The organism is Yimella sp. RIT 621, assembly GCF_004146205.1.
Taxonomy (GTDB): domain Bacteria; phylum Actinomycetota; class Actinomycetes; order Actinomycetales; family Dermatophilaceae; genus Yimella; species Yimella lutea.
The window spans coordinates 304,195-328,720 of sequence record NZ_SEIP01000002.1 but is presented as its reverse complement, the minus strand read 5'-3'; the positions used below and the strand labels follow the sequence as shown (position 1 = coordinate 328,720).

General features: G+C 69.0%; 21 protein-coding genes, 2 pseudogenes, 1 riboswitch and 1 other annotated feature. Of the genes and pseudogenes, 16 read left to right on the top strand and 7 right to left on the bottom strand.

What is annotated here, in order from left to right; genetic code table 11:
• Positions 1-620 precede the first annotated feature (620 nt).
• Positions 621-1,487: an AfsA-related hotdog domain-containing protein gene (locus EU513_RS03420; RefSeq protein ID WP_129624485.1), complete on the top strand. Its 867-nt coding sequence runs from the start codon at positions 621-623 to the stop codon at positions 1,485-1,487.
• 3 nt (positions 1,488-1,490) lie between these two features.
• On the opposite strand, the gene EU513_RS03415 is transcribed toward EU513_RS03420, so the two are convergent.
• Positions 1,491-2,093 (bottom strand): ScbR family autoregulator-binding transcription factor, encoded by a 603-nt coding sequence (locus tag EU513_RS03415; protein ID WP_129624484.1) that lies wholly within the window; start codon positions 2,091-2,093, stop codon positions 1,491-1,493.
• Positions 2,094-2,744: 651 nt separating this feature from the next.
• Here EU513_RS03415 and EU513_RS03410 point away from each other — a divergent pair.
• The 6 genes and pseudogenes from EU513_RS03410 to EU513_RS03380 form a co-directional block, all read left to right on the top strand.
• Positions 2,745-3,074, top strand: coding sequence for a peptidase inhibitor family I36 protein (locus tag EU513_RS03410; protein ID WP_168990122.1), 330 nt, complete (start codon positions 2,745-2,747; stop codon positions 3,072-3,074).
• 7 nt (positions 3,075-3,081) lie between these two features.
• Positions 3,082-3,798 (top strand): ABC transporter ATP-binding protein, encoded by a 717-nt coding sequence (locus EU513_RS03405; RefSeq protein WP_129624482.1) that lies wholly within the window; start codon positions 3,082-3,084, stop codon positions 3,796-3,798.
• Entirely contained in the window at positions 3,795-6,257 is a 2,463-nt protein-coding gene (locus EU513_RS03400) for an ABC transporter permease (RefSeq protein WP_129624481.1), read from the top strand. Before EU513_RS03405 ends, EU513_RS03400 begins: the two co-directional genes overlap by 4 nt.
• Before the next feature lie 71 nt (positions 6,258-6,328).
• Positions 6,329-6,703, top strand: a complete 375-nt coding sequence (locus EU513_RS03395; RefSeq protein ID WP_129624480.1) for a hypothetical protein — start codon at positions 6,329-6,331, stop codon at positions 6,701-6,703.
• Between the two features lie 18 nt (positions 6,704-6,721).
• Positions 6,722-7,443: pseudogene (locus EU513_RS16280) on the top strand (IS3 family transposase); the annotation flags it as partial.
• Positions 6,991-7,122 (top strand) — a sequence feature (AL1L pseudoknot). Its footprint overlaps the pseudogene before it by 132 nt.
• Before the next feature lie 75 nt (positions 7,444-7,518).
• Positions 7,519-7,803, top strand: a pseudogene (locus EU513_RS03380) (integrase core domain-containing protein); the annotation flags it as partial.
• A 102-nt stretch (positions 7,804-7,905) separates the two neighbouring features.
• On the opposite strand, the gene EU513_RS03375 reads toward EU513_RS03380, so the two are convergent.
• From EU513_RS03375 to EU513_RS03365, 3 genes are read right to left on the bottom strand one after another with little or no spacing between them, the layout of a single operon-like run.
• Entirely contained in the window at positions 7,906-8,703 is a 798-nt protein-coding gene (locus tag EU513_RS03375; RefSeq protein WP_129624477.1) for a precorrin-2 C(20)-methyltransferase, read from the bottom strand.
• A gap of 1 nt (position 8,704) precedes the next feature.
• Positions 8,705-9,391, bottom strand: coding sequence for a precorrin-8X methylmutase (locus EU513_RS03370; protein WP_240795899.1), 687 nt, complete (start codon positions 9,389-9,391; stop codon positions 8,705-8,707).
• Positions 9,388-10,482, bottom strand: a complete 1,095-nt coding sequence (locus EU513_RS03365; protein ID WP_240795898.1) for a cobalamin biosynthesis protein CobG — start codon at positions 10,480-10,482, stop codon at positions 9,388-9,390. The genes EU513_RS03370 and EU513_RS03365 overlap by 4 nt, the downstream gene beginning before the upstream one ends.
• Before the next feature lie 66 nt (positions 10,483-10,548).
• Positions 10,549-10,610: riboswitch (cobalamin riboswitch) on the top strand.
• 77 nt (positions 10,611-10,687) lie between these two features.
• Between EU513_RS03365 and cobN the strand changes: the two genes are divergently transcribed.
• Both cobN and bluB read left to right on the top strand, forming a co-directional pair.
• Entirely contained in the window at positions 10,688-14,308 is a 3,621-nt protein-coding gene (gene cobN, locus EU513_RS03360; protein ID WP_129624476.1) for a cobaltochelatase subunit CobN, read from the top strand.
• Positions 14,305-16,074: a 5,6-dimethylbenzimidazole synthase gene (gene bluB / locus EU513_RS03355; RefSeq protein ID WP_129624475.1), complete on the top strand. Its 1,770-nt coding sequence runs from the start codon at positions 14,305-14,307 to the stop codon at positions 16,072-16,074. The genes cobN and bluB overlap by 4 nt, the downstream gene beginning before the upstream one ends.
• Here the strand turns inward: bluB and cobF are convergent.
• Positions 16,059-16,835, bottom strand: a complete 777-nt coding sequence (cobF, locus tag EU513_RS03350) for a precorrin-6A synthase (deacetylating) (RefSeq protein WP_129624474.1) — start codon at positions 16,833-16,835, stop codon at positions 16,059-16,061. The genes bluB and cobF overlap by 16 nt on opposite strands.
• Positions 16,825-18,279, bottom strand: a complete 1,455-nt coding sequence (locus tag EU513_RS03345; protein ID WP_129624473.1) for a cobyric acid synthase — start codon at positions 18,277-18,279, stop codon at positions 16,825-16,827. Before EU513_RS03345 ends, cobF begins: the two co-directional genes overlap by 11 nt.
• A gap of 25 nt (positions 18,280-18,304) precedes the next feature.
• On the opposite strand from EU513_RS03345, the gene EU513_RS03340 reads away from it, so the two are divergent.
• Positions 18,305-18,886, top strand: a complete 582-nt coding sequence (locus EU513_RS03340) for a histidine phosphatase family protein (protein ID WP_129624472.1) — start codon at positions 18,305-18,307, stop codon at positions 18,884-18,886.
• Here the strand turns inward: EU513_RS03340 and EU513_RS03335 are convergent.
• Positions 18,876-20,435, bottom strand: coding sequence for an amidohydrolase (locus EU513_RS03335; RefSeq protein WP_168990120.1), 1,560 nt, complete (start codon positions 20,433-20,435; stop codon positions 18,876-18,878). The genes EU513_RS03340 and EU513_RS03335 overlap by 11 nt on opposite strands.
• A gap of 134 nt (positions 20,436-20,569) precedes the next feature.
• Here EU513_RS03335 and EU513_RS15715 point away from each other — a divergent pair, with 134 nt between their 5' ends.
• From EU513_RS15715 to EU513_RS03310, 6 genes are all read left to right on the top strand, one after another.
• Positions 20,570-20,878, top strand: a complete 309-nt coding sequence (locus EU513_RS15715) for a hypothetical protein (RefSeq protein ID WP_168990119.1) — start codon at positions 20,570-20,572, stop codon at positions 20,876-20,878.
• A complete protein-coding gene (locus tag EU513_RS15710; RefSeq protein ID WP_168990118.1) occupies positions 20,875-21,072 on the top strand; it encodes a hypothetical protein in 198 nt (65 codons plus the stop codon). Before EU513_RS15715 ends, EU513_RS15710 begins: the two co-directional genes overlap by 4 nt.
• The gene (locus EU513_RS03325; RefSeq protein ID WP_129624469.1) at positions 21,069-21,521 is read left to right on the top strand and encodes a hypothetical protein; all 453 of its coding nucleotides are present in this window, start codon (positions 21,069-21,071) and stop codon (positions 21,519-21,521) included. The genes EU513_RS15710 and EU513_RS03325 overlap by 4 nt, the downstream gene beginning before the upstream one ends.
• Positions 21,521-22,300: a CPBP family intramembrane glutamic endopeptidase gene (locus EU513_RS03320; RefSeq protein ID WP_129624468.1), complete on the top strand. Its 780-nt coding sequence runs from the start codon at positions 21,521-21,523 to the stop codon at positions 22,298-22,300. The genes EU513_RS03325 and EU513_RS03320 overlap by 1 nt, the downstream gene beginning before the upstream one ends.
• 79 nt (positions 22,301-22,379) lie before the next feature.
• Positions 22,380-23,870 (top strand): long-chain fatty acid--CoA ligase, encoded by a 1,491-nt coding sequence (locus EU513_RS03315; RefSeq protein WP_129624467.1) that lies wholly within the window; start codon positions 22,380-22,382, stop codon positions 23,868-23,870.
• Between the two features lie 3 nt (positions 23,871-23,873).
• Entirely contained in the window at positions 23,874-24,305 is a 432-nt protein-coding gene (locus tag EU513_RS03310; RefSeq protein ID WP_129624466.1) for a MarR family winged helix-turn-helix transcriptional regulator, read from the top strand.
• Positions 24,306-24,526 lie beyond the last annotated feature (221 nt).

Sequence of the window (24,526 nt, the reverse complement as noted above, 5' to 3'; positions counted from 1 at the left end):
CACGTCCACAACCAGGACGATCACAGCGACCGCGCTACACCACTATGCGGGACTCAACTTTCCAGTGACGAGGCGTAACCGGTCTTGAGCCGGCAGGAGCCTCAGGGTGGCGCCGGGGGAGAGGGTTGTGAGGCGTTCGCGGACATCGCGCAGCGCGACCCCGTTGACGAGGACGGCGGCGACAAGGGCGAGTTTCAGATCGGTGAGGGCACTAGCTAGGTCCGGTTTGAGGAGGGACCCGGTGACGATGAGGCCGGTGAGGCCAAGCCATATGAGCGATTCGAGGCCACCGGCAACGCCGGGCCGCAACTTCCGGTAGTCGCTGGCGTCCGGTGAGCCACGCGAGCCCGTACCAGTCGACGCTGAGGACTGCGCCGAGTCCAACAGTCAGGCTGATGACGTGGAGGGCGACGACACCGGGACGGAGATAGTCGCTGACGGGAATGAACCAGCACCATTGGCCGCCATTGGCCGCGGCCCGCCCCGTAGCAGGCACGGGCGTCGTCTCGCTTGCCTAGCGCGTCATCGCGGGCGCAACCGCGCCCGGCTCCACGACCCGGCCTCAAAAAACCGACCAGTGCGTATACTTCCGCCACGGTCAGGAGCCACAAGGGGAAATCATGCGCGAAGCGCATCAGGCAGGCGGCTGGCATGGGGTGGACCGTCGACTGGTCCACCGCAGCGCCAACGCGGAAGTGTTCGTCACCGGCACGCGGGCGAGTGAGGACCACATCATCGTCACCGCGCAATGGCCGAGAACACATTCACTGTTCATCGGCGACGGCGAGTACGACCTGTCGATCCTGATGGAGACATTCCGGCAGGCGGCGATCTTCGCAACGCACACCCACCTCGGCGCACCCGCGGCGTCATCGTTCGTGATGGCCGCCATCCGCGTCGACCTACACGCTCGGGATGCGCTGGCGGTCGGGGTTGCCCCGGCCGAGATCGACATGGTGATGCGGGTTGACGGCGCCCGCACGGGCGACCGGTGGCGACGGTGGGTCGACTGGGAGGTGAGCTACCTGCGTGACGGGGCACCGTTTGCGACGGCTTGGGGACGGTGTCGAGCGCATCGAACGGAGGACTTCCGACGACTCCGCCAACGGATGGCGTGCATGTGGAGCTCGGATCTTCCAATACCCGCCGGTGATCCGACCCGGTGCATCGTCGCTGCTGGTAATCGGTACCGCCTGCGGGTCGACCTGGCGGACCCGGTCCTTTTCGACCATCCCTTGGATCACGTGCCCGGGATGCTGCTGATCGAGGCGGCGTTGCAGATTGCGGCCGACCGTGGGCTCAACCGGCGCACCGTGGGGCACGTCGCCGCGGACTTTTCCGGTTTCGTGGAACTATCCGACGTGTGCGAAGCGAGCGTCACAGCGACCGACCCAGGCATCACCGTGCACTTCGAGCAAGCAGGGGTTGTCCGTGCGGAGATCGCTGTCCGGACGATGACCGCAGGCGATGTACTGCGTGATGGGTAGGTGTTAGAACCTCAGGGCAGCGAAAGCGTCGGAGGTGAACAGGTTCGGCCCGATCATCGTCCAGAACGACCGGAGCCGATCGGTCATGTCGACGTAATTGCTGTAGATCAGTGACGACAACTGGATCCCGTTGGCGCACGCGGTGAGGGTCGCGGCGACTGCGTCTGTCGTCCACGTCGGTTGCACGCTGCCGTCGGCGACCGCTCCCGTTGCCAGCATCTTGACGGTGCGCAGCCATGCGTCGAATGCTGCGCGTTGTTCGGCGTCGAAGCCGTGTCCTTCAGTGGTCATCCGGACGGAGGCGCGGACGAGCTTGTCGTGTTGGAGGGCTTGCGCGAAGGTGTTGCCAAGGTCGACGAGTTGTTGTGCGCCACTCGTGGTGGGGTCGAACGTCACGGTCTCCAACCAGTTCGTCTGCAGGACGAGGATGGTGCGCCCGAGGTCCTCTTTGGATTCGAAGTGGAAGTACAACGCTCCACGGGTGACGCCGGCCGCTTTGAGGATGTCGTTGATGCTGGCCCCTTCGTAGCCGGTTTCGGCGAAGACGTCGGCCGCACCATGGAGGATTCGATCACGCGTTTCGATTGCGCGGGCCTGCTGTGCCATGTGAGGTGGCGGCTCCTTCGGGCTGGTCGACTGGCTCGTTCGGGCTCGCTGGCGAAGGCATCACAGACCGCGTGGTCGCTATGTTCGAGCCCTACGGGTGCCGTTTGGAGCAAAGCCGTAGGAACACCTTGCCATAGGCCGGGACCCGCCGGACCACCTTGGTCCTGTGCTCGAAGATGCCGGGTGACCGCCCAGGATGCGTTCGATGACGCGCTGGCACGGAAGGATGGCGACGCGACCTGTTTTCACTGGCCGGTGATTCGCACGGTGGACAGTCGACGATGGATTGGGCGGCTCCGATTCGACAATGTGGGCGGTTCCCTGGCTGGCGCCGCGGATCCACGCGGGGCAAGGGGAGTTCGCCCGTCGGCGTCGGGTCGCGAGGGTACGCGCGCTTCTCTGAGGGGCTTGGTCGGTGGGCCCCAGCGGGACACGCGGTCCTGACCGTAAACTCGTAGTCGTTAGTGAAAATCTCCCATCGCACAATAAAGACCGATCGGTATTATTTAAGGTAGGTTTGCGTCGCTGAACCGCACGCCTGGGTCACCCGGACGGATGCGGACCGGCACACGAGGGGACGCACTCGGCGGACCTCAACACAGGGAGGACAACACGACCATAAAGGCAGTACGACTCGCGATCGCGACAACCATGATCGCCGCTGCAACCGGTGTCACCGCAATTACGGCGGCCGACGCATCCGATGCGTGCGGTGCAAACCGGGCGTGCTTGTACGGTAACAACGACTACAAGTGGAAGCTCAGCGAGCGTGCCCCCGGGTACGGTCTGTACAACCTGACCTCAGGGGTGAATGACGAAATGGACTCCTGGATCAACCTGACCCGCACCAACGCTGCAGGCTACGAGCACGCCAACGGTGGCGGCGACTGCCAGACGTTCGCTTGGGGCTCGCGTGACAACAACGTGAACTTCGCCAATTCGGACGAAGTGTCCTCGTGGCGCACGAACCGGGGCTGCTGAACCAGTAATGAGCGACGCGCCCGACCCGTTGTCGACCGACGTTGTCCACGCCGTCGAACTGACGAGACGATTTTCGTCCGGACCCGATGTGGTCACCGCAGCGGACGGCATTAACTTCGTCGGGAAACGCGGAGAGTTCGTGTGCATCCTCGGAGCCAGCGGGTCGGGCAAGTCAACCTTCATCAACCTCATCGCTGGGCTGGAACAACCTGACCACGGCGCCATCACCGTTCATGGTGAGCGTGTCGATCGCATGGACGAAGCCGGACGAGCCCGGTTGCGGATGGAGACGGTCGGTGTTGTCTTCCAGGAGCACAACCTCATCGAGGAGTTCACCACCCTCGAGAATGTTGCGCTCCCTTTGGAGATTCAAGGGATCAGTGAGACCGACGCGCAGGACCGTGCGGCGAGCGAACTGGCGCGGGTCGGCCTGTCCGCCCAACGCAACCGCTTCCCACGTGAACTGTCGGGTGGGCAGCGGCAACGCGTCGGGATAGCCCGCGCACTGGTGGGAGACCGGAGCGTCCTGCTCGCCGACGAGCCCACGGGTGCCCTCGACACCACCAACTCTCGAGCGATTTTCCAACTGCTGCGCGACCTCGCCGACTCCGGCGTTCTCGTTGTCGTCTGTACCCACGACCTTGACTGCACCACCTACGCCGACCGTGTTCACGAAATCCGCGACGGTCACCTCGTGGTGGCGGACCGTGCCGCGCTGCGATGAACCTTCCTCTGCGCCTTGCCCGCCGTTTCAGCCGGGCAGCGTTCATCCGGTGGGTCCCGACGATCGTCGCAGCGGCCATGGTTTTCATCGTCACCATCACCCTGGTCGTCCAGGCGTTGACTCTGACCGGAGAGCAACGCACCCAGCGCGATCACGGTCGCATGGGCTGGCGAACGGACTTGAGTCAGATCGAGCAGAAGGGTCATCTGCCACGGCAGTTCGCTTCGATGGCGGCCGCGCTGCGGCACAACGGGGTTTCCGACTACGACATCGAATGGGCGACGTTCGACATCAAACCGTCGGGTGCTCCGACCGAGTTCACCGAGTTCCTCGAACGGGACTGGAGGTCGAACCCGCTGCCGGGCCGATTCGTCCTGACCAGTGGCCGGATGCCACAGGCGCCGGGTGAAGTGGTCGTCACACATGCCACCAGCGGACACGTCGCCAACGGGACGTTAAGTGTCCTGTCCGGGACGGCGCGCCTGTCGGTTGTCGGGATCGTGGATGACAGGTACACGCGAAAATCACAGATCCTTGCAGCACCCGGCACGGCCGCGCGGTTCAGCGACGCAACCTTGGCGGCGTTCCCAACACTCAGCGGCCTCACCGCCGTCTACTGGGACGGTGATTCGATCGATCGGGTCACCTCAGCCCTCGCACCGATCGTCGCCCGCGTGACCGGCCAACAGCGCCCGGCTGTGGTTCGTAACTTGTCGGCAGCAACAACATCACGGGCCGAGTCCGTGGCTAGGCCAGCGCCAACGTTCACACACCGCTTCCCCCTGATCGGGTGGGTCCTGGTAGCCGGGTTGCCGCTCGTCGCCGGGATCGCAGCCGCCGGTTCAGCGCGCCGACACCTCCACCGGCGAACCCTCACCCTCCGATCGGTCGGGGTCGACCGGCGCACCGCGATCACCGGCCTAGGTGTTGCGCTCACCCTCAGCACCCTGCTGTGGGTCACCGTCGGAACAATCATCGGCGTTGCACTCGCAGCGTTGCTGCGGGTCGTGATCGCACAGACCTGGGCCTACCAACCGCTCGCGCCGCTGCGTTTGCCGACCGGGTCGGTCCTGGTCGCGGCGAGTTGCGCCGTCGCAGGCGTAGTCATGACCGCACTGCCCGGGTTGGGTGCCACACCCGCGCGTCGAGCGAGTTCGGCCGGTGCCTCGTGGCTGACTTTCCTGCGGCGAGTCACGGCGGCAGCAGGGTGCGCCGCGGTGATCGCGTTAGCGGTGTCGACGAACACGACGAAAGAGTCGATGATCCTGGTCGGTGCGTGTCTGGGGGTGGCAGTGTTGGTGATGCCGGACCTCGTACCACTCATTCTCCGACGGGTACCCGAAGGTGCCCCCAGTCAACGCCTCGCGGTGCGACAACTACGCGCGGACAGCAGCCGCGCCCAAGCCGCAATCCTCACGTTGGTCGTCGCTGTCGCTGTCCCGGTCGCGTTCTTCACCCTCGTATCGACCGTCACCCACGCCGGCAACGACGCTCGTGTTGCGACTGTGCCCCGCGGGCAAATCATGGTGAGCGACGGTCAGAGCGGCATCGGCGCACCGAGCACCGACGTCGTCAACGTGGTCAGGGCGAACCTGCCGGCCGCGCGGACCGTGGTCCTTGGCGCCGCGTCCGGCGCGGCGGGACCAGTCGCGATCGAGAACGCACCCGCAATGGGTGTGTGGACGGTGAACGGGCCCGCAGACGCGGAACGGCTCATTGGTTCGCCCTTGACCGAGGCGCAACGCGTCACTCTGGACCGGGGCGGGATACTCGTGTGGGACGACAAACCGGCCGGAACCCGCCGCCTCACATCTTGGGCGCAAACCACTTCGGGTCCGGACGGTGCGCATGTCGCGGCTGTCGTGGACGCGACACCGGCGGTCATCGACCCGTCGTGGCAGCGAAACGCGTCCGGGCTCATCACCCGTGCGGGCCTTGAGCGGCATGGGCTGCGTAGCGACGGTGGGCTGGTCGTGTTCACCGGTGTGTCAGACGGTGACGCGCAAGCGGTCGCGCGGGATGTGGTGGCCCGCGGGATCGACATCAGCCAGGTCGTTGTGCACGAGGAACCGAACAGTGTCGTCGTGCCGTTGGCGTTCACTCTCGCGGCCATCATGCTCGCTGCGGTCGTCGGGTTCACCGCCTTGGTGCTGTTCCGGGGCCAAGCCCGCACGATGAGCCGGTACCTCGCGAGTCTGGTTGCGATCGGTTTGACGCCGGTGTGGGTTGGCAGGGTGCTGCTGCGACAAGCGGTGATCATCTGCGTCGTCGGCACCCTCATCGGCGCTGCGATCGGTGTCGCCAGCGTCATCGCATTCAGCCGAGCCCACCAAGGCCTTCCACTTGTCGTCCCGTGGGTGCCGATCATCGCGACGACAGGGTTGGGTGTGAGCGCCGCATTGCTGTCCTCGGTGCTGTCCGGACGGCGCGTCCGTGCCACCGATCGGTTCACCGACTGATCTAGCCCTGCACGTGCACCGCGCACTGCGCCGCGCATCAACATCACGCACCAACAACGTCTGCTCGGGGAATGGAGACACATGCACCGCCGGATCGTCGCGACCTGCTCAATCGTTCTTTCGGTCTCGTCGCGGTCATCGGCAGCGTCCTCACTGTCTTCAACGACCGGTCGTTCCCGACGAGCCTCGGCGCGACCACCAGCGTCCGACTCGACTTCGCCCGTTCATCACTCAGCGACGGCGACGCGTTCCACCAGCTGCAAACCATGGACCGGCAGAGCCACCTCGGACTGATGCGCGTGGCACCCGACCTCGCCGGGCGCGGACAAGACCGGGTTTACATCACCGTCGGAACCCGACACGCGCCGCGGACCATCACCGCGTTCGACCCGAACGTCCGCAGCCAAGTCCTGAAGCGCCCCAGGTTTGATGCCGCATCTTTCTGAGTTGGAAGGATGTTGTTCATGCCGAAGAAGGTTGATCCCAAGTTGAAGGCTCGGGCTGTGCGGTTGGTGCTGGAGCACCGCCGGGAGTACCCGTCGTTGACTGCCGCGGTAGCGGCGGTCGCTGGGCAGCAGGGCGTGGGCCAGTCCCTACGCCGGTGGGTCGCCCAGGCCCAGGTCGATACCGGCGACCGGCCCGGGGTTACCACGCACGAAGCCGACGAGATCCGACGGTTGCGTGCCGAGAACCGGCGGTTACGGGAGGACGTCGCGGTCTTGAAGGCGGCCACGACTTTCTTCGCGGGGGAACTCGACCCCCGCAGTCGATGATCATGAGGTTCATCGAGGACATGCGCGATCAGGGCTACGCGGTCGAGTCGGTCTGTCGAGTGCTGCGTGAGCAGGGCTGTCAGATCGCCGCGCGCACCTACCGTGCCTGGATCACGCGGCAGGCACCGTCGCGACGGACGGTCGGGGACGCGTTCGTGATCGACGCGATCCGATCGATCGTATGGACCACGGACGAGGACACCGGGAGTGTGCGGATGACTCCCGAGGGGTTGTACGGGCGCCGCAAGATGCTGGTCGAGGTGCGTAAGACTTATCCGTGGGCCACGCCCGGCTCGGTTGATCGTGCGATGAAGTCGTTGGGACTCAACGGTGTTCGCCGCTCGAAGGGAGTACGAACCACGATCCCCGCCGCCGATGGAGTGCGTGCAGGAGACCTGCTGAACCGGGACTGGGACTGCTGAAGGTTCGGTTGACACCTAATCTGTGGGGACATGAGGTCCCCGCTGGAAGGATATCGACATGCCTGCCAGTTCCGTGCTCGGCCCTACGTCGCCGCTTTGCACCGGGCCGGACTGGTCGGGTCGATGGGACGGGTGGCCTCCAGCGCGGACAACGCCGCGATGGAGTCCTTTTTCGCCCTCCTGCAGAAGAACGTCCTGAACAGCCGCCGGTGGAGCAGCCGCGCTGAGTTGCGGCTGGCGATCGTCACCTGGATCGAACGGACCTACCACCGCCGACGCCGGCAGCGCGCCCTCGGCAAGACGACACCGGTCGAGTTTGAGACCATCTACTGGCCGACGAAAGCGGCCTGAACCACCACACCGTGTCAACCGAACCTTCAGCAGTCCCCTGTGACTCTGGAAGAGAATGACTTCGCGTGCCTCACGCCATGCCCACAGGGGCGGCAAGCCAGATCAGCGGTCAACTGTGCGTGCATCAGTTCCGGCGCCGACGGCCCGACCCGCGGAGTCAGCCCGACGGTCGAGCCCGGGCACCACGATGAGCGACATGTACGGCACGGTCGCCGGGTCGACGTCGGCCACGGGCAACACCCGCTGGCCCTCGCGGGAAGCGCGTTCGACGTAGACGGCGCGGTCGAGCACTCCCGCCTGTCGCAGCGCTTCGCGCACTCCGGCGAAGGTGCGGCCGAGCTTCATCACCACGGCTGCGTCGCTGTCGGCCAAGCGTCGCGCGAGCTCCGGCACGGGGAGGGTGCCGGGCAGCACGGTGAGCACGTCCTCGTGGCGCGAGATCGCCTCGGCGGCAACGGCAGTCGCGGCGGCGAAGGCGGGAACGCCGGCCACCACCTCGGTCGGGTAACGGTCGGCCAGCCGCTCGTGCAGGTAGGTGTAGGAGCCATAGAGCATTGGATCGCCCTCGGCGAGCACGACCACCGACCGACCGGTGTCCAGGTGAACAGCGAGGCGCGCGGCGCACTCGTCGTAAAACTCCGCGAGCTGCGCGTGGTAGCCGTCCGGGTGGGTGGCCGCGCCGGTGGTGACCGGGTAGCGCAACTCCTCCTCGATCGCCTCGGCCGGGATGAGCTCGGCGGCGATGGCGCGCGCGTTGGAGGAGCGGCCGGTGCCGGCGTGATAGACGACCACCTCGGCCGACGCGATGAGCTCGGCCGCGCGGCGGGTGATAAGACCGGGGTCGCCCGGCCCGACGCCGACGCCATACAGGTGGCCGGATTCAGCTGTGGCGGAACGCATGTCAGATCTCCGAGGTCGAGGCGAGAGCGTTGACGGCGGCTGCGGCCATGGCCGATCCGCCACGATGACCGTGCACGGTGATCCAGGGCACGACGTGACCGTCGGCCAACCGGTGTTCGGCCAGCGCAACCTTCGACTCGGCCGACCCGACGAACCCGACCGGCATGCCGACGATCGCTGCCGGACGTGGCCCACCGTCGTGCAACCACTCGAGCAGGTGGAACAACGCGGTCGGCGCATTGCCGATGGCGACGACCGCGCCGTCGAGTCGGTCGCCCCACAGCGACACCGCAGCGGCCGCGCGGGTGGTGCTCCACCGCCCCGCGAGAGCCGGCACCCGCCCGTCACGCAGGGTGCACACCACCTCGTTGTCGGCGGGCAGGCGGGTGCGGGTGATGCCGGAGGCGAGCATCACCGAGTCGGTGAAGATCGGCGCACCAGAGCGCAGCGCGTCGCGGGCCGCGCGCACGACGTCGTCGTGGGCGGCCACACACTCGGCCACCGCGGGGTCACCGGCCGCGTGCACCACCCGCGCGACGACCGGCTCGGTCTGCACCGGGAACGCCGACAGGTCGGCGAGGTCGCGGATCATCGCGAACGACCGGCGGTAGATCTCCGGTCCGTCGGTGAGGTAGTCATACCGGCGCGCCGGCGGAAGTGGCTGCGGCTCAGGCAAATCGAGGTTCACGGCAGGATCTCCTGGACGGTTCGGGGCGCGATCACGAGGCGGTGCTCACCGGCGGGTCGGCCACAGGCGCGCTCGCACCCCACCACGTGGGTGCGCGGACTGTCGATCGGCAGTGAGGCCGCCGCGGCGGTGGTGAGCTCGACGGTTGGGGTGTCGGTGCGGCGGCACCACGGCGCGCCGACACACGCGGACAGGGTGGCCCACGGCGAGAGCGCCGCGACCGCGAAACCACCGGCCTCGAACACGTCGAGACCGATGTCGACGGCGTCGGTGCGCACGACGATCGAACGCCACGGCGTCACCACGATCTCCTCGGCAACGCGTCGCAGCAGCTCGATCTGCTCGATCGTGAGCATTCCCAAGGGAACTCCGAGCACGACGGCGTGCTGATTAGCATCATCCGGCGTGTGGCGACCGGGGGCCGGCGGCGGCGCGGCGTCGACGTCGACGGGGGCGAGGCCGGCGAACACCGGCGACTCGGGCGGCAGGTCACGCACGTTCCAGTGCGACTCGTCGTCGCGAACCCGCAGGAAACACCGAGCACGGTCGAGCATGGCTGCGACGGCGTCCTCGGGTGCGCAGTCGACGCCCATGCCTCCGACGAGCAGCCGGCCGCTGGTCTCCGACAGCCGCTGGAACGCGACGTCGTAGGGCTCGCCGAGCACCTGCCCCTCGCGACCAGCCACGGCGAACAGCCAGCGGCCGGAAAGCCCGGCGAGCAGCTGGCCGGCGATCAGCGCCGCATCGAGTGCGGCGACCAGTGGCGGCAGCGTCTCGTCGAACGGGTCAGCGATGATGTTGCGCACCCGCTCGTGACTCGCCGACGGCAACAGACCGGTCGCTTCGATCTGCGAAATCAGCTGTGGTGTCAGTGGATTCGGCAACGAACGCAACTGCAGGTTGCCTCGGGAGGTGAGCTGCACGAAGGGCGCGCCGTGCTGAATGCTGATGTCGCCGAGCCGGTGCAGCGTGGCGGTCTTCAGCCGTCCACCGGGCAGGCGTAGACGCACCAGGGCGCCGTCGTCGGCGAGGTGCGGACGCAGCAGGCCGGGGCAGCGGTCGGCGCCGGAGCGATCGGAGGGCACGGTCACGCCGTGGAGGATACGCAAGTCGACCGCCGCGACCGTCGGGGTAGGGTCGTCCCGGCCCCAGCAGACGGAACCCGGTGCGAATCCGGGACGGTCCCGCCACTGTGAACCCCGAAGGGTGAGTCAGGAACGCCTGCGGAGCCGGCCGATCCGATCGTGATCGGTCCCGATCGTTCCGGGGCGCGGACCCCGCGAAGGAGTTTCGCCGATGGCGCGTATCGCCCTGCTGTCCACGTCCGACACCGATCTGCTGAGCGCGCGCGCCAGCGGCTCCGAGTTCGCCTGGGCCAACCCCGCCCGCACCCCGATCGGCCCCGCGGTCGAGGGCGCCGACATCGTGATCGCCCGCATCCTCGGCAGTCCCGACGACGTCGCCGACGAGATCCGGGCGCTCGGCGAACGGGTGCCGCTGATCGTGCTCGGCGGCGAACTCACCCCGAACGCCGCGATGATGCAGCTGTCGCGCCGGGTGCCCGCCGGAGTCGTCAACGAGGTGCACCGCTACCTGGTCAACGGCGGCCCCGACAACCTCACCAACCTGCACGCGTTCCTGTCCGACACCCTGCTGCTCACCGGCGACGAGTTCGCCGCGCCGCAGGAGCTGCCGACCTGGGGTGTGCTCGATCGCCTTGCGGCACGGGAGGATTCGGGCGCTCCGCGGGTAGGGGTGCTCTTCTACCGGGCGCAGTACGCCGCCGGAAACACCGACTACGCCCACGCGCTCTGCGACGCCATCGACGCCGCGGGCGGGGTGGGGGTGCCGATCCACGCCGCGTCGCTGCGCGACGCACCGGACGACCTGCTCGCCAAGCTCGGCACCCTCGACGCCCTGGTCACGACGGTGCTGGCGGCCGGAGGCACCAAGCCGGCGCACGCCCAGGCGGGCGGCGAGGACGAGACCTGGGACGTGCGTCCGCTCGCCGCTCTCGACATTCCGATCATCCAAGGGCTGTGCCTCACCTGGAGCCGCGAAGTGTGGGCGGCCTCCGACGACGGCATGTCGCCGCTCGACGTCGCCACCCAGGTGGCCGTGCCCGAGTTCGACGGACGCCTGATCACAGTTCCGTTCTCGTTCAAGGAGATCGACGCCGACGGGCTGCCCGCCTACGTCGCCGACCCCGAGCGCTGCGCACGGGTGGCCGGCATCGCGGTGAAACACGCGCGCCTGCGGCACACCCCACCGGAGCAGCGCCGCATCGCAGTCATGCTGTCGGCCTACCCGACCAAGCACTCCCGCATCGGCAACGCGGTCGGGCTCGACACCCCGGTGTCGACGATCCGGTTGCTGCGGGCCATGCGCGAGGCGGGTTACGACCTCGGCCCGCGCGGCGCGCTGCCCGGGCTCGACGACGTGACCGCTGTGGAGGGCGAGGCGCTCGACACCACCGCCGGCAACGCGCTCATCCACGCGCTGATCGCGGCCGGCGGACAAGACCCCGACTGGCTCACCCAGGAGCAGGTGAGCAGCGCACAGGTGCGCATCCCGGCCACTCGCTACCGCAGCTGGTTCGAGACGCTTCCGGCCGACCTGCGGGAGTCGATGACGGACACCTGGGGCGAGGCGCCCGGCGAGCTCTACGTCGACACCTCGCGCGACCCCGACGGCGAGATCGTCTGCGCCGCGATCCAGGCGGGCAACGTCGTGCTGATGGTGCAGCCGCCGCGCGGCTTCGGCGAGAACCCGATCGCGATCTACCACGACCCCGACCTGCCGCCGACCCACCACTACCTGGCCACCTACCGCTGGATCGAGCAGGAGTTCGGCGCCCACGCGGTGGTGCACGTGGGCAAGCACGGCAACCTCGAGTGGCTGTCGGGCAAGAACCTCGCGATGTCGGCGTCGTGCGGCACCGACGCCGCGCTCGGCTCGCTGCCGCTGATCTACCCGTTCCTGGTGAACGACCCGGGCGAGGGCACCCAGGCCAAGCGTCGCGCCCACGCCACCGTCGTCGACCACCTGGTGCCGCCGATGGCGCGCGCCGAGAGCTACGGCGACATCGCCCGACTCGAGCAATTGCTCGACGAATACGGCAACGTGTCGGTGATGGATCCGGCGAAGGCGCCGGCGCTGCGCGGCGAGATCTGGACGCTGCTGCAGGCGGCCCGGATGGACCAGGACCTGGGAGTGAGCGAACGCCCCGACGACGACAGCTTCGACGACTTCGTGATGCACCTCGACGGCTGGCTGTGCGAGATCAAGGACGTGCAGATCCGCGACGGCCTGCACGTGCTCGGACAGGCGCCCGAAGGCGACGAACTGATCAACCTGGTGCTCGCGATCCTGCGCGCCGGGCAGGTCTTCGGCGGACGCGGCGACGGCATCCCCGGGCTACGGCACGCGCTCGGGCTCACCGACGACGCGACGTCGCAGCAGACCGACCGCGTCGAAGAGCTGGCCCGCACCCTCGTCACCCGGGTCGCCGAGGCCGGCTGGAACGCCGCGGACGTCGAGCGGATCGTCGCCGAGGTGACCAGTGAGCCGAACCCGGCGGCGACCGCGTCCCTGCGGTTCGGGTGCGAGGAGGTCGTGCCCCGGCTGCAGCAGACGACGCGCGAGATCCCGATGGTGCTGCACGCCCTCGACGGCGGATACGTGCCGGCGGGCCCGTCGGGTTCGCCGCTGCGTGGACTGGTGAACGTGCTGCCCACCGGCCGCAACTTCTACTCGGTCGACCCGAAGGCGATCCCGTCGCGACTGGCCTACCAGACCGGGTCGGCGATGGCGGAGTCGCTCGTGCGGCGCTACCGCGACGAGCACGGCGAGGTGCCGGAGTCGGTGGGCCTGTCGGTGTGGGGCACCTCCGCCATGCGCACCAGCGGCGACGACATCGGCGAGGTGCTCGCGCTGCTCGGCGTCGTGCCGGTGTGGGACGAGCAGTCACGCCGGGTCGTGGGCCTGGAGGCGCTGCCGCTGCAGGAACTCGGCCGCCCGCGCATCGACGTCACCGTGCGCATCTCCGGCTTCTTCCGCGACGCCTTCCCGCACGTGATCTCGATGCTCGACGACGCGGTGGCGCTGGTGGCCGGGCTCGACGAACCCCACGACCAGAACTTCGTGCGCAAGCACGCGTCCGCCGACCTTGCCGAGCACGGCGACGAACGTCGTTCCCGCACAAGGATCTTCGGCTCGAAGCCGGGCTCCTACGGGGCGGGCATCCTGCAGGTGGTCGAGTCGGGCACTTGGCGCGACGACAAGGACCTCGCCGAGGTCTACGCCACCTGGGGCGGTTACGCCTACGGACGCGGACTCGACGGTGCACCGGCCCGCGGCGACATGGAGCGCAACTACCGGCGCATCCGGGTGGCGGCCAAGAACGTCGACAACCGTGAGTCGGACATCCTCGACTCCGACGACTACTTCCAGTACCACGGCGGCATGGTCGCCACCGTCCGCGCGCTCACCGGCGCCGATCCCGAGGCGTACGTGGGCGATTCGACCTCACCCGACAACGTGCGCACCCGCACGCTGCAGGAGGAGACCAACCGGGTGTTCCGGTCGCGGGTGGTCAACCCGCGGTGGATCAAGGCGATGCAGCGGCACGGCTACAAGGGTGCCTTCGAGCTCGCCGCGACCGTCGACTACCTGTTCGGCTTCGACGCCACGGCCTCGGTCGTGCCCGACTGGATGTACGAGTCGGTGGCCACCGAATACGTGCTCGACGACACCAACCAGGCCTTCATGCGGCACGCCAACCCGTGGGCGTTGCAGTCGATCGTGGAGAAGCTCGCCGAGGCCGCCGATCGCGGGCTGTGGCAGGAGCCCGACCCCGAGCTCATGGCGCAACTGCAGCAGGTCCACCTCGACGTGGAAGGCGACCTCGAGGAATGAGCGAGCAGTCAGCGCCGCAGCGTCCGGTGCCGCTGGTCGGCGACACGACCTCGGCCCAGCAGCGCCGCGACGACCCCGCCGGCTGGGCGATGCCGCCCGAGGTGGTCGACGCCCTCGCCGCAGTGGTCGGCGGACGGCGCGACATCCGACGGTTTCGGCCCGACCCGGTGCCCGACGAACTGCTGCGGCAGGTGCTCGAGGCCGCGCACAGCGCGCCGTCGGTGGGCCACTCGCAGCCCTGGCGCTTCATCGTCGTGCGCTCGCCGGCCACCCGAGATCGCGCCGCCCATCTCGCCGACCGGGCCCGGCTCGAGCAGGCGTCCGAGCTGACCTCGGAGCGGGCCGCGCGGCTGCTCGACCTCAAACTCGAAGGGCTGCGCGAGGCGCCCGTGGGAGTGGTCGTCACCTGCGACCGGCGCACCCCCGCGGCCGGGGTGCTCGGGCGCGCCACCTTCCCCGACGCCGACCTGTGGTCGTGCGCCTGCGCGGTGCAGAACCTCTGGCTCACCGCCCGCGCGCTCGGCCTCGGCGTGGGCTGGGTGACGCTGTTCGACCAGGCCGAACTCGCCGACCTGCTGCACCTTCCGGACGGCGTGGTGACCCTCGGTTGGCTGTGTGTGGGGTGGCCCGACGAGCGTCCGCCCGCGCCCGGGCTCGAACGCGCGGCGTGGTCGCGCAAGGCCCCGCTCGACGACGTGGTGTTGCAGGAGTGCTGGCCCGACGATTCAGCCCCGCCGATGCCACCGACCTCGCATCTGCGCGGGCCTGAGCCGGGGCGCCGGGTCGACGGCACCGACGACACCGACCGGCTGCTCAGCCCGCCGGAGGCGCTCGGCGCCCTCGATCGCGCGCTCAACCTCGTGCGCGCTGCGGCCGGACCCGACCTCGACACGGGCCAGCTCGTGCTCGTCGGCGCCGATCATCCGGTGACCGCCCACGCCGTCAGTGCCTACGACCGGTCGGTGACCCAGGACGTGCTCACCAGCGCGGTCGGGGGCCGTTCGCTCGGCACCGCTCATGCCCGCGCCGCCGGACTCGACGTCGTGGTGGTTGATGCCGGAGTTGATGAGGCGCACGTCGAGGGCGCTGCCGACGTGCGCCCGCACGACCCGCGCGGCGACCTGGTGACGACCGACGCGATGTCGGCCGCCGACGTCCGCCGATTGATGGACGCCGGACGCCGGCTCGGTGCCGGTGTCACCGGAGCCGGCTCGCCCGGACTCGTCGCTCTCGGCGAGGTCGGGGTGGGCAATACGACGGTGGCCGCCGCGCTCACCTGCGCGCTCACCGGCACACCCGCGGCCGACGTGGTGGGGCTCGGATCGGGCGCCGACGCCGACATCGTGACCCGCAAGACGGAGGTGGTGGCCGCGGCGATCAACCGCCTGGGCGACACGGACGACGTGCACCGGATGCTCGCCGCGGTCGGCGGACCGGAGTTCGCGGTGCTGACCGGGGTGGTGCTCGGCGCAGCCGGCGCCGGACGACCGGTCGTGCTCGACGGTCTCGCCACCAGCGTGGCCGCGCTCGCGGCTGTCGGCATCGAACCCTCGGTGCAGGCGTATCTCATTGCGGGGCAACGCAGCCGGGAGAAGGCGCACGGACTGGTGCTGCAGCGGCTCGGCCTCGAACCGTTGCTGCAGCTGCGGCTGCGCGCCGGCGAAGGGGTGGGTGCCTGCCTCGCGGCGGGGATGGTGCTGCAGGGCATGGCCGCCCGGCGGACGACGGTGCGAACCAGCGCGCGAACGGCTCAGCGCAACGCGTAGACGTCCATGATCCAGCCGTGCTGCTCACGCAGCCGAGCCCGAGTGGCGACCAACTCGTCGATGACGTCGGCCAGCCGGCCTGAGCGCAGCTCCTGCTGCGGCATCCCCAGGTAGGCGCCCCAATGGATCTGCAGGTCGGGTGCCCGCTCGACCAGCTCACGGCAGGCGAGCGCGCCGTCCAGCATCACCACGACGGTGCCGAGGTCGGGCGACCACTCGCCCGCCAGGCGGCGTCCGGTGGTGATGTGCACCGGCTCGCCAATCTCGTGCAGCACGATGCGGTGCGCGGCAGCCAACTCCTGGATAGCGCTGATTCCGGCAAACACGCTGACCTGCAACGACATTCGGGTGGCAACGGCGTCGACCACCCGGATCGTGCTGTCGTAGAACGCCGGGTCGCCCCACACCAGGAACCCGACCACGGTGCCCTCGGGCAACTCGCCCAGCACGGCGGCGTACGCGTCGGCGCGGGCGGCGTGCCAGTCGCGCACCGCGGCGCCGTACTGGTCGCGATCGCGCCCGGCGTCGGGCCCGCGCTTCGGGTCGGGCACCGCGACGAACCGGTAGCCGCCCTCGGGCACGAACCGGTCGAGGATCGCGCGTCGCACCTGCAGCAACTCGTCGGTGGCGGACCCCTTGTCGGCCACGACGAACACGTCGACCGAGCGCAGGGCGTCGGCCGCGTCGGCGGTGACGTGGCCGGGCGAGCCCGCACCGATGCCGATGATCTTGACCTGCAACGGAATCGGGTCAGTGCACATGAGATTCCCGTCGGGCGAGATCGAGCAGCCGGTCGAGGTCAAGGTGTTGCTCCACGGCGTCGGCGAGCGTGTCGATCATCGCCGTCCGGCGGTCGGCGAACCCCGGGCCGGGCTGCGGGCTCCAGGTGGAGCCCGCCTGCTGCGCAACCACGGTGAGCCAGGCCCGGCGGAAGGCATCATTCTCCAGGGTGCCGTGCCAGATAGTGCCCCACACCGGGCCGCGGACGCCGCCGCCCGGGAACGACCCGTCGTCGACCACGCCCTCGACGATGCCGTGGTGAATCTCGTAGCCGGACACCGCATTTCCCTGCCAGGTGGAGTGCGGCCGGGCGAGCACCTTCTCCGGCCGGAAGTGCACCGAACCGGGCAGATGGCCGAGGCCCGCGATCACGCCTTCGCCGCTCTCCAGCGAGTCGTCGATCGACTCCAGCAACATCTCGTAGCCGCCGCAGATGCCGAGCACCGGACGTCCCTCGCGCACCCGCTCATCGACCACTGCGTCGAGCCCACGCGAACGCAACCAGGCGAGATCGCTGACCGTCGTCCGTGAGCCGGGCAGCACCAACAGGTCGGCTTCGCGGCACCAGGACGGGTCGGTGGTCACGCGCACCTCGACACCGGGCTCGGCGGCCAGTGCGTCGACGTCGGTTGCGTTCGAGGTGCGCGGCAGGCGGACGACCGCGACGGTGAGCGAATGTTCCTGTGGCGCAGCGGGTTTCCAGCGGCCGATGGAGAGGGCGTCTTCACCGTCGAGCCACACGTCGTCGAGCCAGGGCAGCACGCCGACACACGGCATGCCGGTGCGTTCGACGATCGTGTCGAGGCCGGGGTCGAGCACCGAGCGGTCACCACGGAACTTGTTTACGCACCAAGCCTGCAGCACCGCGCGGTCGGCGTCGTCGAGCAACGCCCAGGTGCCGTAGGTGGCGGCCAGCGCGCCGCCGCGGTCGATGTCGGCCACCAGCAGTGCCGGCAGGCTGAACTGCCGTGCCAGACCGAGGTTGACGTAGTCGCCTGCGCGCAGGTTGATCTCGGCCGGCGACCCGGCTCCCTCGCACACCACCACGTCGACGGACGCGGCCAACTCCTCGTACGCGGCGAACGCCGCCTCGCGCAGGTGGGCGCGTCCGGTGGCGTACTCGCCCGCCCGTAACTCGCCGGCCGGGCGGCCGCGCACGACGACGAACGCGCGCCGGTCGGACCCCGGTTTCAGCAGCACCGGGTTGTGCAGCGAGGTGGCCTCGACGCCGGCCGCCTCGGCCTGCAGGTATTGCGCGCGGCCGATCTCGCTGCCGTCGGCACAGACCATCGAGTTGTTCGACATGTTCTGCGCCTTGAACGGGGCGACGCGCACTCCGCGTCGGGCCCAGGCACGCAGAATTCCGGTGACCAGCAACGATTTTCCGGCGTCCGAGCTCGTTCCCGTCACCAGCAGCCCCGACATGGGGCACGAGTCTACGATCGGCCTCATGCCCTCCGTCCACCTCGTCCGCCACGGCCGGTCGACGTGGAACGAGCAGGGGCGCATTCAAGGGCAGACGCCGCACCCGCCGCTCACCGAACTCGGCCGCACCCAGGCGCTCGCGGCAGCCCGAACGCTGCGCGCAGCGATCGGCGCGCAGTCGGCGCAGATGCTCAGCAGCGACCTGGTGCGCGCGCAGCAGACGGCCCAGATCATCGGCGCCGCGCTCGACCTGCCGGTGCGCACCGATGTGCGGCTGCGGGAGCAGGCCCTGGGGGAGATGGAAGGGCGGCTCGCCCGCGAACTGACCGCGCAACCCGCACCTGAAGGCGTGCCGGTCGAGGAGGTGCGCTGGGGCGGGGGCGAGAGCCTGCTCGACGTGCACCGCCGGCTGAGCGCGCTGATGGCCGAACTGGCGACGGCGCCCATCGAACACCTCGTGCTGGTCACCCACGGCGACACGCTGCGGATGGCCCTCGCGGTGCTCGCCGGCCGCACTCACCGGCAACTCGACTGGCGCCTCACGATCGACAACGGCAGCGTGCACACCACCGAACTCGACCCCGCGGCCGCTGCGCTCAGCCGCTGAACCGCACCTGGCCGCCGACGACCGTCGTCAGCGCCCGCGCTTCGTGTGCGCGCTCGGGCGTCGCGATGAGATCGGTGTCGACCGCGACGAAGTCGGCGAGCATGCCGGGGGTGAGCGTGCCCACGTCGTCCCAACCGGCTGCGTAGGCGGCCCCGCGCGAGTGGGCGGCCAGCGCCTCGATCATGCTCACCCGCTCGTGCGGCTGCCAGCCGCCGGCGGGAGTGCCGTCGACGCGCTGTCGGGTGACCGCCGCGTGCAGGGCAACGAACGGATTCGGGTCTTCGACGGGGGCGTCCGACCCGAACGCCAGCGGCACCCCGGCGTCGAGCGCCGACCGCCAGCCGTACGACACGATGTCGTGGCCGTCGAGCAACGCATCCACGAGCTCGAAGTCGGTGGTGCAGTGCACCGGCTGCATCGAGCCGACCACACCCAGCCGCGCCATGCGGGCCAGATCGGCCCGGCGCAGGTGCTGGGCGTGTTCGATGCGCAGCCGAAGGTCTGAGCCGGTCGCCCCGAGCACGTGCTCGTACGCGTCAAGCACCTCGGTCGCCGCACGGTCACCGATCGCGTGGGTCGCCACCGCGATGCCGGCCCGCACCGCGAGCTCGGTGTAGACCTTCAGCTGCTCCTGGGTGAGCGTCGGCACGCCATGCCCGCCGTCGTGCCCGTCCTCACCGGCGAACGCCTCGGTCATGTGGCAGGTGTGCGAACCGAGCGCGCCGTCGGCGAACAGCTTCAGCGGCCCCACCCGGATCCAGTCGTCGCCCTCGCCGGTGCGGCGCCCCTGCTGCATCGCCAGCGGGAGGTCTTCGTGTCGAATCGCCTTGCTGACCCGCATCTTCAGGGCACCTTGCTCGTGCAGCGCGCGCAGCGCCACATGGGCGTCCTCGTGATCGATCTCGGTGATGCCGGTCAGCCCCACCGCGAGCAGGTCGTCGATCGTCTGCGCCATCAGCCCGGGCAGGGCGTCGGCGTCGTCGATCGGCAGGTCGTCAAAGGCGGTGCAGGCCGTCTCTCGCAGCACCCCGGTGAGCTCACCGTCGGCGTCGCGTTCGAGGCGTCCGCCGGCCGGGTCGGTGGTCTCCGGGCCGTAACCCACCAGCCGCAACGCGGCGGAATTCGCCCACAGCGAGTGGTAGTCGGCGCTCGCCAACACCACCGGACGCGGCCCCGTCACGACATCGAGGGTGCGCCGGTGGGGCTGCCGACCGCCCCACTGGTTCGCGTCCCACGCGCCGCCCCACACCAGACCGGTGCCCGGATTCGCCGCGAGAAAGCGCGCCACCCGCTCGGCCGCTTCGAACTCGTCGGCACAGCCACGCACGTCGACCTCGGTGCGCACCCGCGCCAGCGACGCGGCATGGATGTGCGCGTCGTGCAGACCCGGCACCACGAGCGCACCCGGCAATGTCTCGATCTGCGAAACAGTCTGTGCGGCAAGGGATTCGGCGTCGCCGGTCGCGACCACGCGCCCAGCCTCGACCAACACGCCGGTGACGAATTCGGTTCCGGTCCAGATCTTCTCGCCACGCCACAGGGTGCTCACCCGCACAATGTAGTGCGGGCCTCCAACCCTGCGGACGGCGCGGGCAGGCGGCCGGCACCGGCGCCGGCGACCGTCCGGACGCTGGTTCACCGGGTAGGTTCAGGACGGCCCGATCCGAACAGGAGCAGCACGAAGTGACATCGACAACCGGCGCGCGCGTGCGCCGCACCCCGGCGCCGTGGTGGATCGCCGCGTTGTGCGGCATCCCGTTGATCTTCGGGTTCGTCGGAGCCCAGGCGAGCAAGGGCGCGATCCAGGACGACCTCACCGAACGCGCCCAGCAGGTGCTGCAGGGAGTCGGAGCGAGCGACGCCACGGTGAGGTTCGACGGACGCGACGCGACGCTGCGCACCGCCGACGGCGCCGACACCACCCGGGCACGCGACGCCTTGGCAAAGATGTCCGGAGTGCGCACGGTCGTGGTGCAGGGGAGCGCGCAGTGACCTGGTTGACGATCCAGACCATCGCTTGGTGCCTCGTCGGGTTCGCGGTCGGTGCGCTCGCGGCCTGGTTGGTCGCGGTGATGTTGTTCCCACATGAGGCGCAGGTCACGGCGCCGGGTGCCGGCGAATCGCAGGTCGACGGGTCGTCCGCGGCCGACGGCGCCCCCGCCGGCGAAGCGGGAGACGGCGCATGACCTGGCTGTTCCCGCACATCTGGTTGTGGGTGCTGATCAGCACGCTTCTCGGGTTCGCGATCACGCTCTACGCGACGATCGGCGGTTCGTCGCGCCCGCAAACTCCCCGTGCGTCCAGGGCCACTCGCCGGAACCGGGCCGACGCGCCGACGCCGGACGAACCGGTCGGCGAACGTACCCGCCATCGCGCCGCGATCGCCGACCAGGCGAGCCCTGCGGCCCCCGCTGGCAGTGCGGCTGCGGCTGGCAGCGGTGCTCGCCGGCGTCGGCGCTACGAAGTCGAAGACGTCGAGGTCGAGGAGTGGGGGCCTGGGCAGGTGTTCCCGGTCGAGCCGTCGGTCCCGTTGCGTGACGCGGCGGCGCGGGGGTCCGAACCGAAATCCGGCACCGCATCCGGCGGCACGTCCGAGATCGCACCGGACACCCCCACGGGCACCGGCCAGCGCTGATGCGCCTGCCTGCCTACGACGTGCCGGTGACGCCACTGCGTCGTCGCGCGCTCGTGCACGAGACCGTCCTCGTCCTGCTCCTGAGTCTCGGCGCGTCGGCGATCTACTCAGTGCTGTCGATCATGCGCAGCCTGTCGACCGACGTCGCGCTCAACAAGCAGACGACCACGATGAACCGCAGCCAGGCGAGCGCGTCATGGCTCGACCTGGTCTACCAACTCGTCGGCGTCGGTCTCGCAATCGTGCCGGTGCTCCTGGTGATCCATCTGCTCAACCGTGAAATGTCCTCTGCGACAACGTGGCTGGGGCTCGACGGGAGACGCAAAGGACCCGATCTCGCGCTCGGCGCAGCCCTTGCTGCGGTGATCGGCATTCCGGGTCTGCTGCTGTACCTCGCGGCTCGAGCTTTCGGACTCAATACGACACTCGCCGCGTCGGGTCTTGGCGAGCACTGGTGGGCGATCCCTGTGCTGGTGCTGGCAGCACTGCAGAACGGACTGCTCGAAGAGGTCATCATGATCGGCTACCTCTTCACCCGCTGGACGCAAGCCGGCTGGTCGTGGATCCAGGTGCTCGTCGTGTCGGCGCTGATCCGGGGCACCTACCACCTTTATCAGGGCTTCGGCGGGTTCGTCGGAAACGTCGTCATGGGGCTGGTGTTCGGGCTCGTCTACCGCCGCACCAAGCGGGTGATGCCCCTGGTCATCGCGCACACGATCCTCGACATCGTCGCGTTCGTGGGTTACGCGCTGCTGAAGTCGCACGTCTCCTGGCTCTGAAGGGTCGCACCACCGTGAAGTCGTGGTCGGTTTCGACCGCACCGCCCCGAACGCCGGGAACGCGAACTAATCTCGGCTTATGACCAATCTCGCCTGCAATCTGCAGAACACCGCTGCCCAGCACCCCGACAACGTCGCACTGCGGATGGGCGAGCACTCGATGACCTTCGCCCAGCTGGCCGACGCGGCCGGACGCGTGGCGAACCTGTTGAAGGACAAGGGGATCCAGCCGGGCGATCGGGTTGCCATTTCGCTGCCGAACGTCTTCGACTTCCCGGTCATCCTCTACGGTGCGCTCCAGGCCGGCGCCGTGGTCATCCCGATGAACCCGCTGTTCCGTCCGCGCGAGGTGGAGTACTACCTGTCCGACTCCGGCGCCAAGCTGATGTTCGGCATGCCGGGCGACGCCGCCGCAGGGGCGGAGGAGGCCGGTGTCCCGTTCATCGAGGTGCCGTTGCCCGCCGGCATCGGTGAGTCGATCAAGCAGTACGAGCCGAGCACCGAGTTCGTCGACCGCGACGACAGCGACACCGCCGTGATCCTCTACACCTCCGGCACCACCGGTCGTCCGAAGGGCGCCGAGCTGACCCACTTCTCGCTGAACAAGAACCAGGAGGTCGTCGCCCGCACGCTGATGGCGATCACCGCGGACGACGTGATCGCCGGCTGCCTGCCGTTGTTCCACGTCTTCGGCCTGACCTGTGGCCTCAACACCTCCGTCGCCACCGGCGCGACGCTGGCCATGGTCCCTCGTTTCGAGCCCGGCGCGGTGCTGGAGATGCTCGACAAGGCCGGCGTCACGATCTTCCAGGGCGTGCCGACGATGTACCAGGCGTTGCTGGCTGCGACCGCCGATCGGGAGGTCAACTTCCCCAAGCTGCGGGTCTGCGCCAGCGGCGGATCGGCGATGCCGGTCGAGGTGATGAAGAAGTTCGAGCAGAAGTTCGGCTGCGTCGTGCTCGAGGGTTACGGCCTGTCCGAGACCTCGCCCGTCGCGTCGTTCAACCACCCGAACGCCGAGCGCAAGGCCGGCTCGATCGGCACCCCGCTCGAGGGCGTCGAGATGCGCCTGGCCGAGCCGGACGGTTCGGACACCGCCAAGGGCGAGATCGGCGAGATCGCGATCCGTGGCCACCTGTTGATGAAGGGCTACTGGAAGCGTCCGGACGCCACTGCCGAGGCGATCCGCGACGGCTGGTTCTTCTCCGGCGACCTGGCGCAGATGGACGACGACGGTTACTTCTTCATCGTCGACCGCAGCAAGGACATGATCATCCGCGGCGGTTACAACGTGTACCCGCGCGAGGTCGAGGAAGTGCTGTACGAGCACCCGGATGTCGCCGAGGCCGCCGTCATCGGCGTCCCGCACGAGCACTACGGCGAGGAAGTGATCGCCTACGTCGTCCGTACCGGCGACTCGCAGCTGACCGAGCAGGAGATCCAGGACTTCGCCAAGGAGCGCCTGGCCGCCTACAAGTACCCGCGCGAGGTGCGGTTCATCGGCGAGCTGCCCAAGGGAGCGACCGGCAAGATCCTGAAGCGTGAACTGCGGGATTCCTCAGAGGGCTGAGCGATGAGCGACATACCCGCGGACGACCTCGGTGCTCAGTTGTTGTCGGCGGTGGCCAAACTCAACCGCTGGGCGACCAAGCATTCGGAGTTGCCGATCCCGACCGGTCAGGCACGTCTGTTGAGCCTGGTCGAGGCGCACGACAAGGCCCGGGTGGGTGAGCTCGCCGCGGCCGACCACTGCAGTCAGCCGACGATGACCGCTCAGGTGAAAAGGCTCGAGCAACAAGGGTTGTTGGTCCGTGCGAGCGACGAGGACGACGCCCGTGCGAGCCTGATCTCGCTGACGGACGCCGGACGCCGGGTGCTCGACGAAGCGCGGCGGGCGCGGTCGGCGACGATCACTCCGGTGCTCGCCGGACTGTCCGAGCAGGATCGCGAAGTGCTGGTGCGGGCGAACGAGTTGTTGCGACAGATCGCGTCCGAGCGTCCCTGACAACCGGTCGCGATAACGACCACCTCCCTTGAATACGCCAGTAATAAGGAGACCGGCCGTTATGACGACCGCCGGGCGAGGCGCCGTGACATCTGTCATCGAGGCGTGGACCCCACCCCTTGACAGGGTGTGATGTGCGTCCCTACGGTTCCATCAGTCGGTATCAAAATTTCGCATTGCGAAATGCACCGCAGAACCTAGTCTTTGGGTGTCCTGGCCGC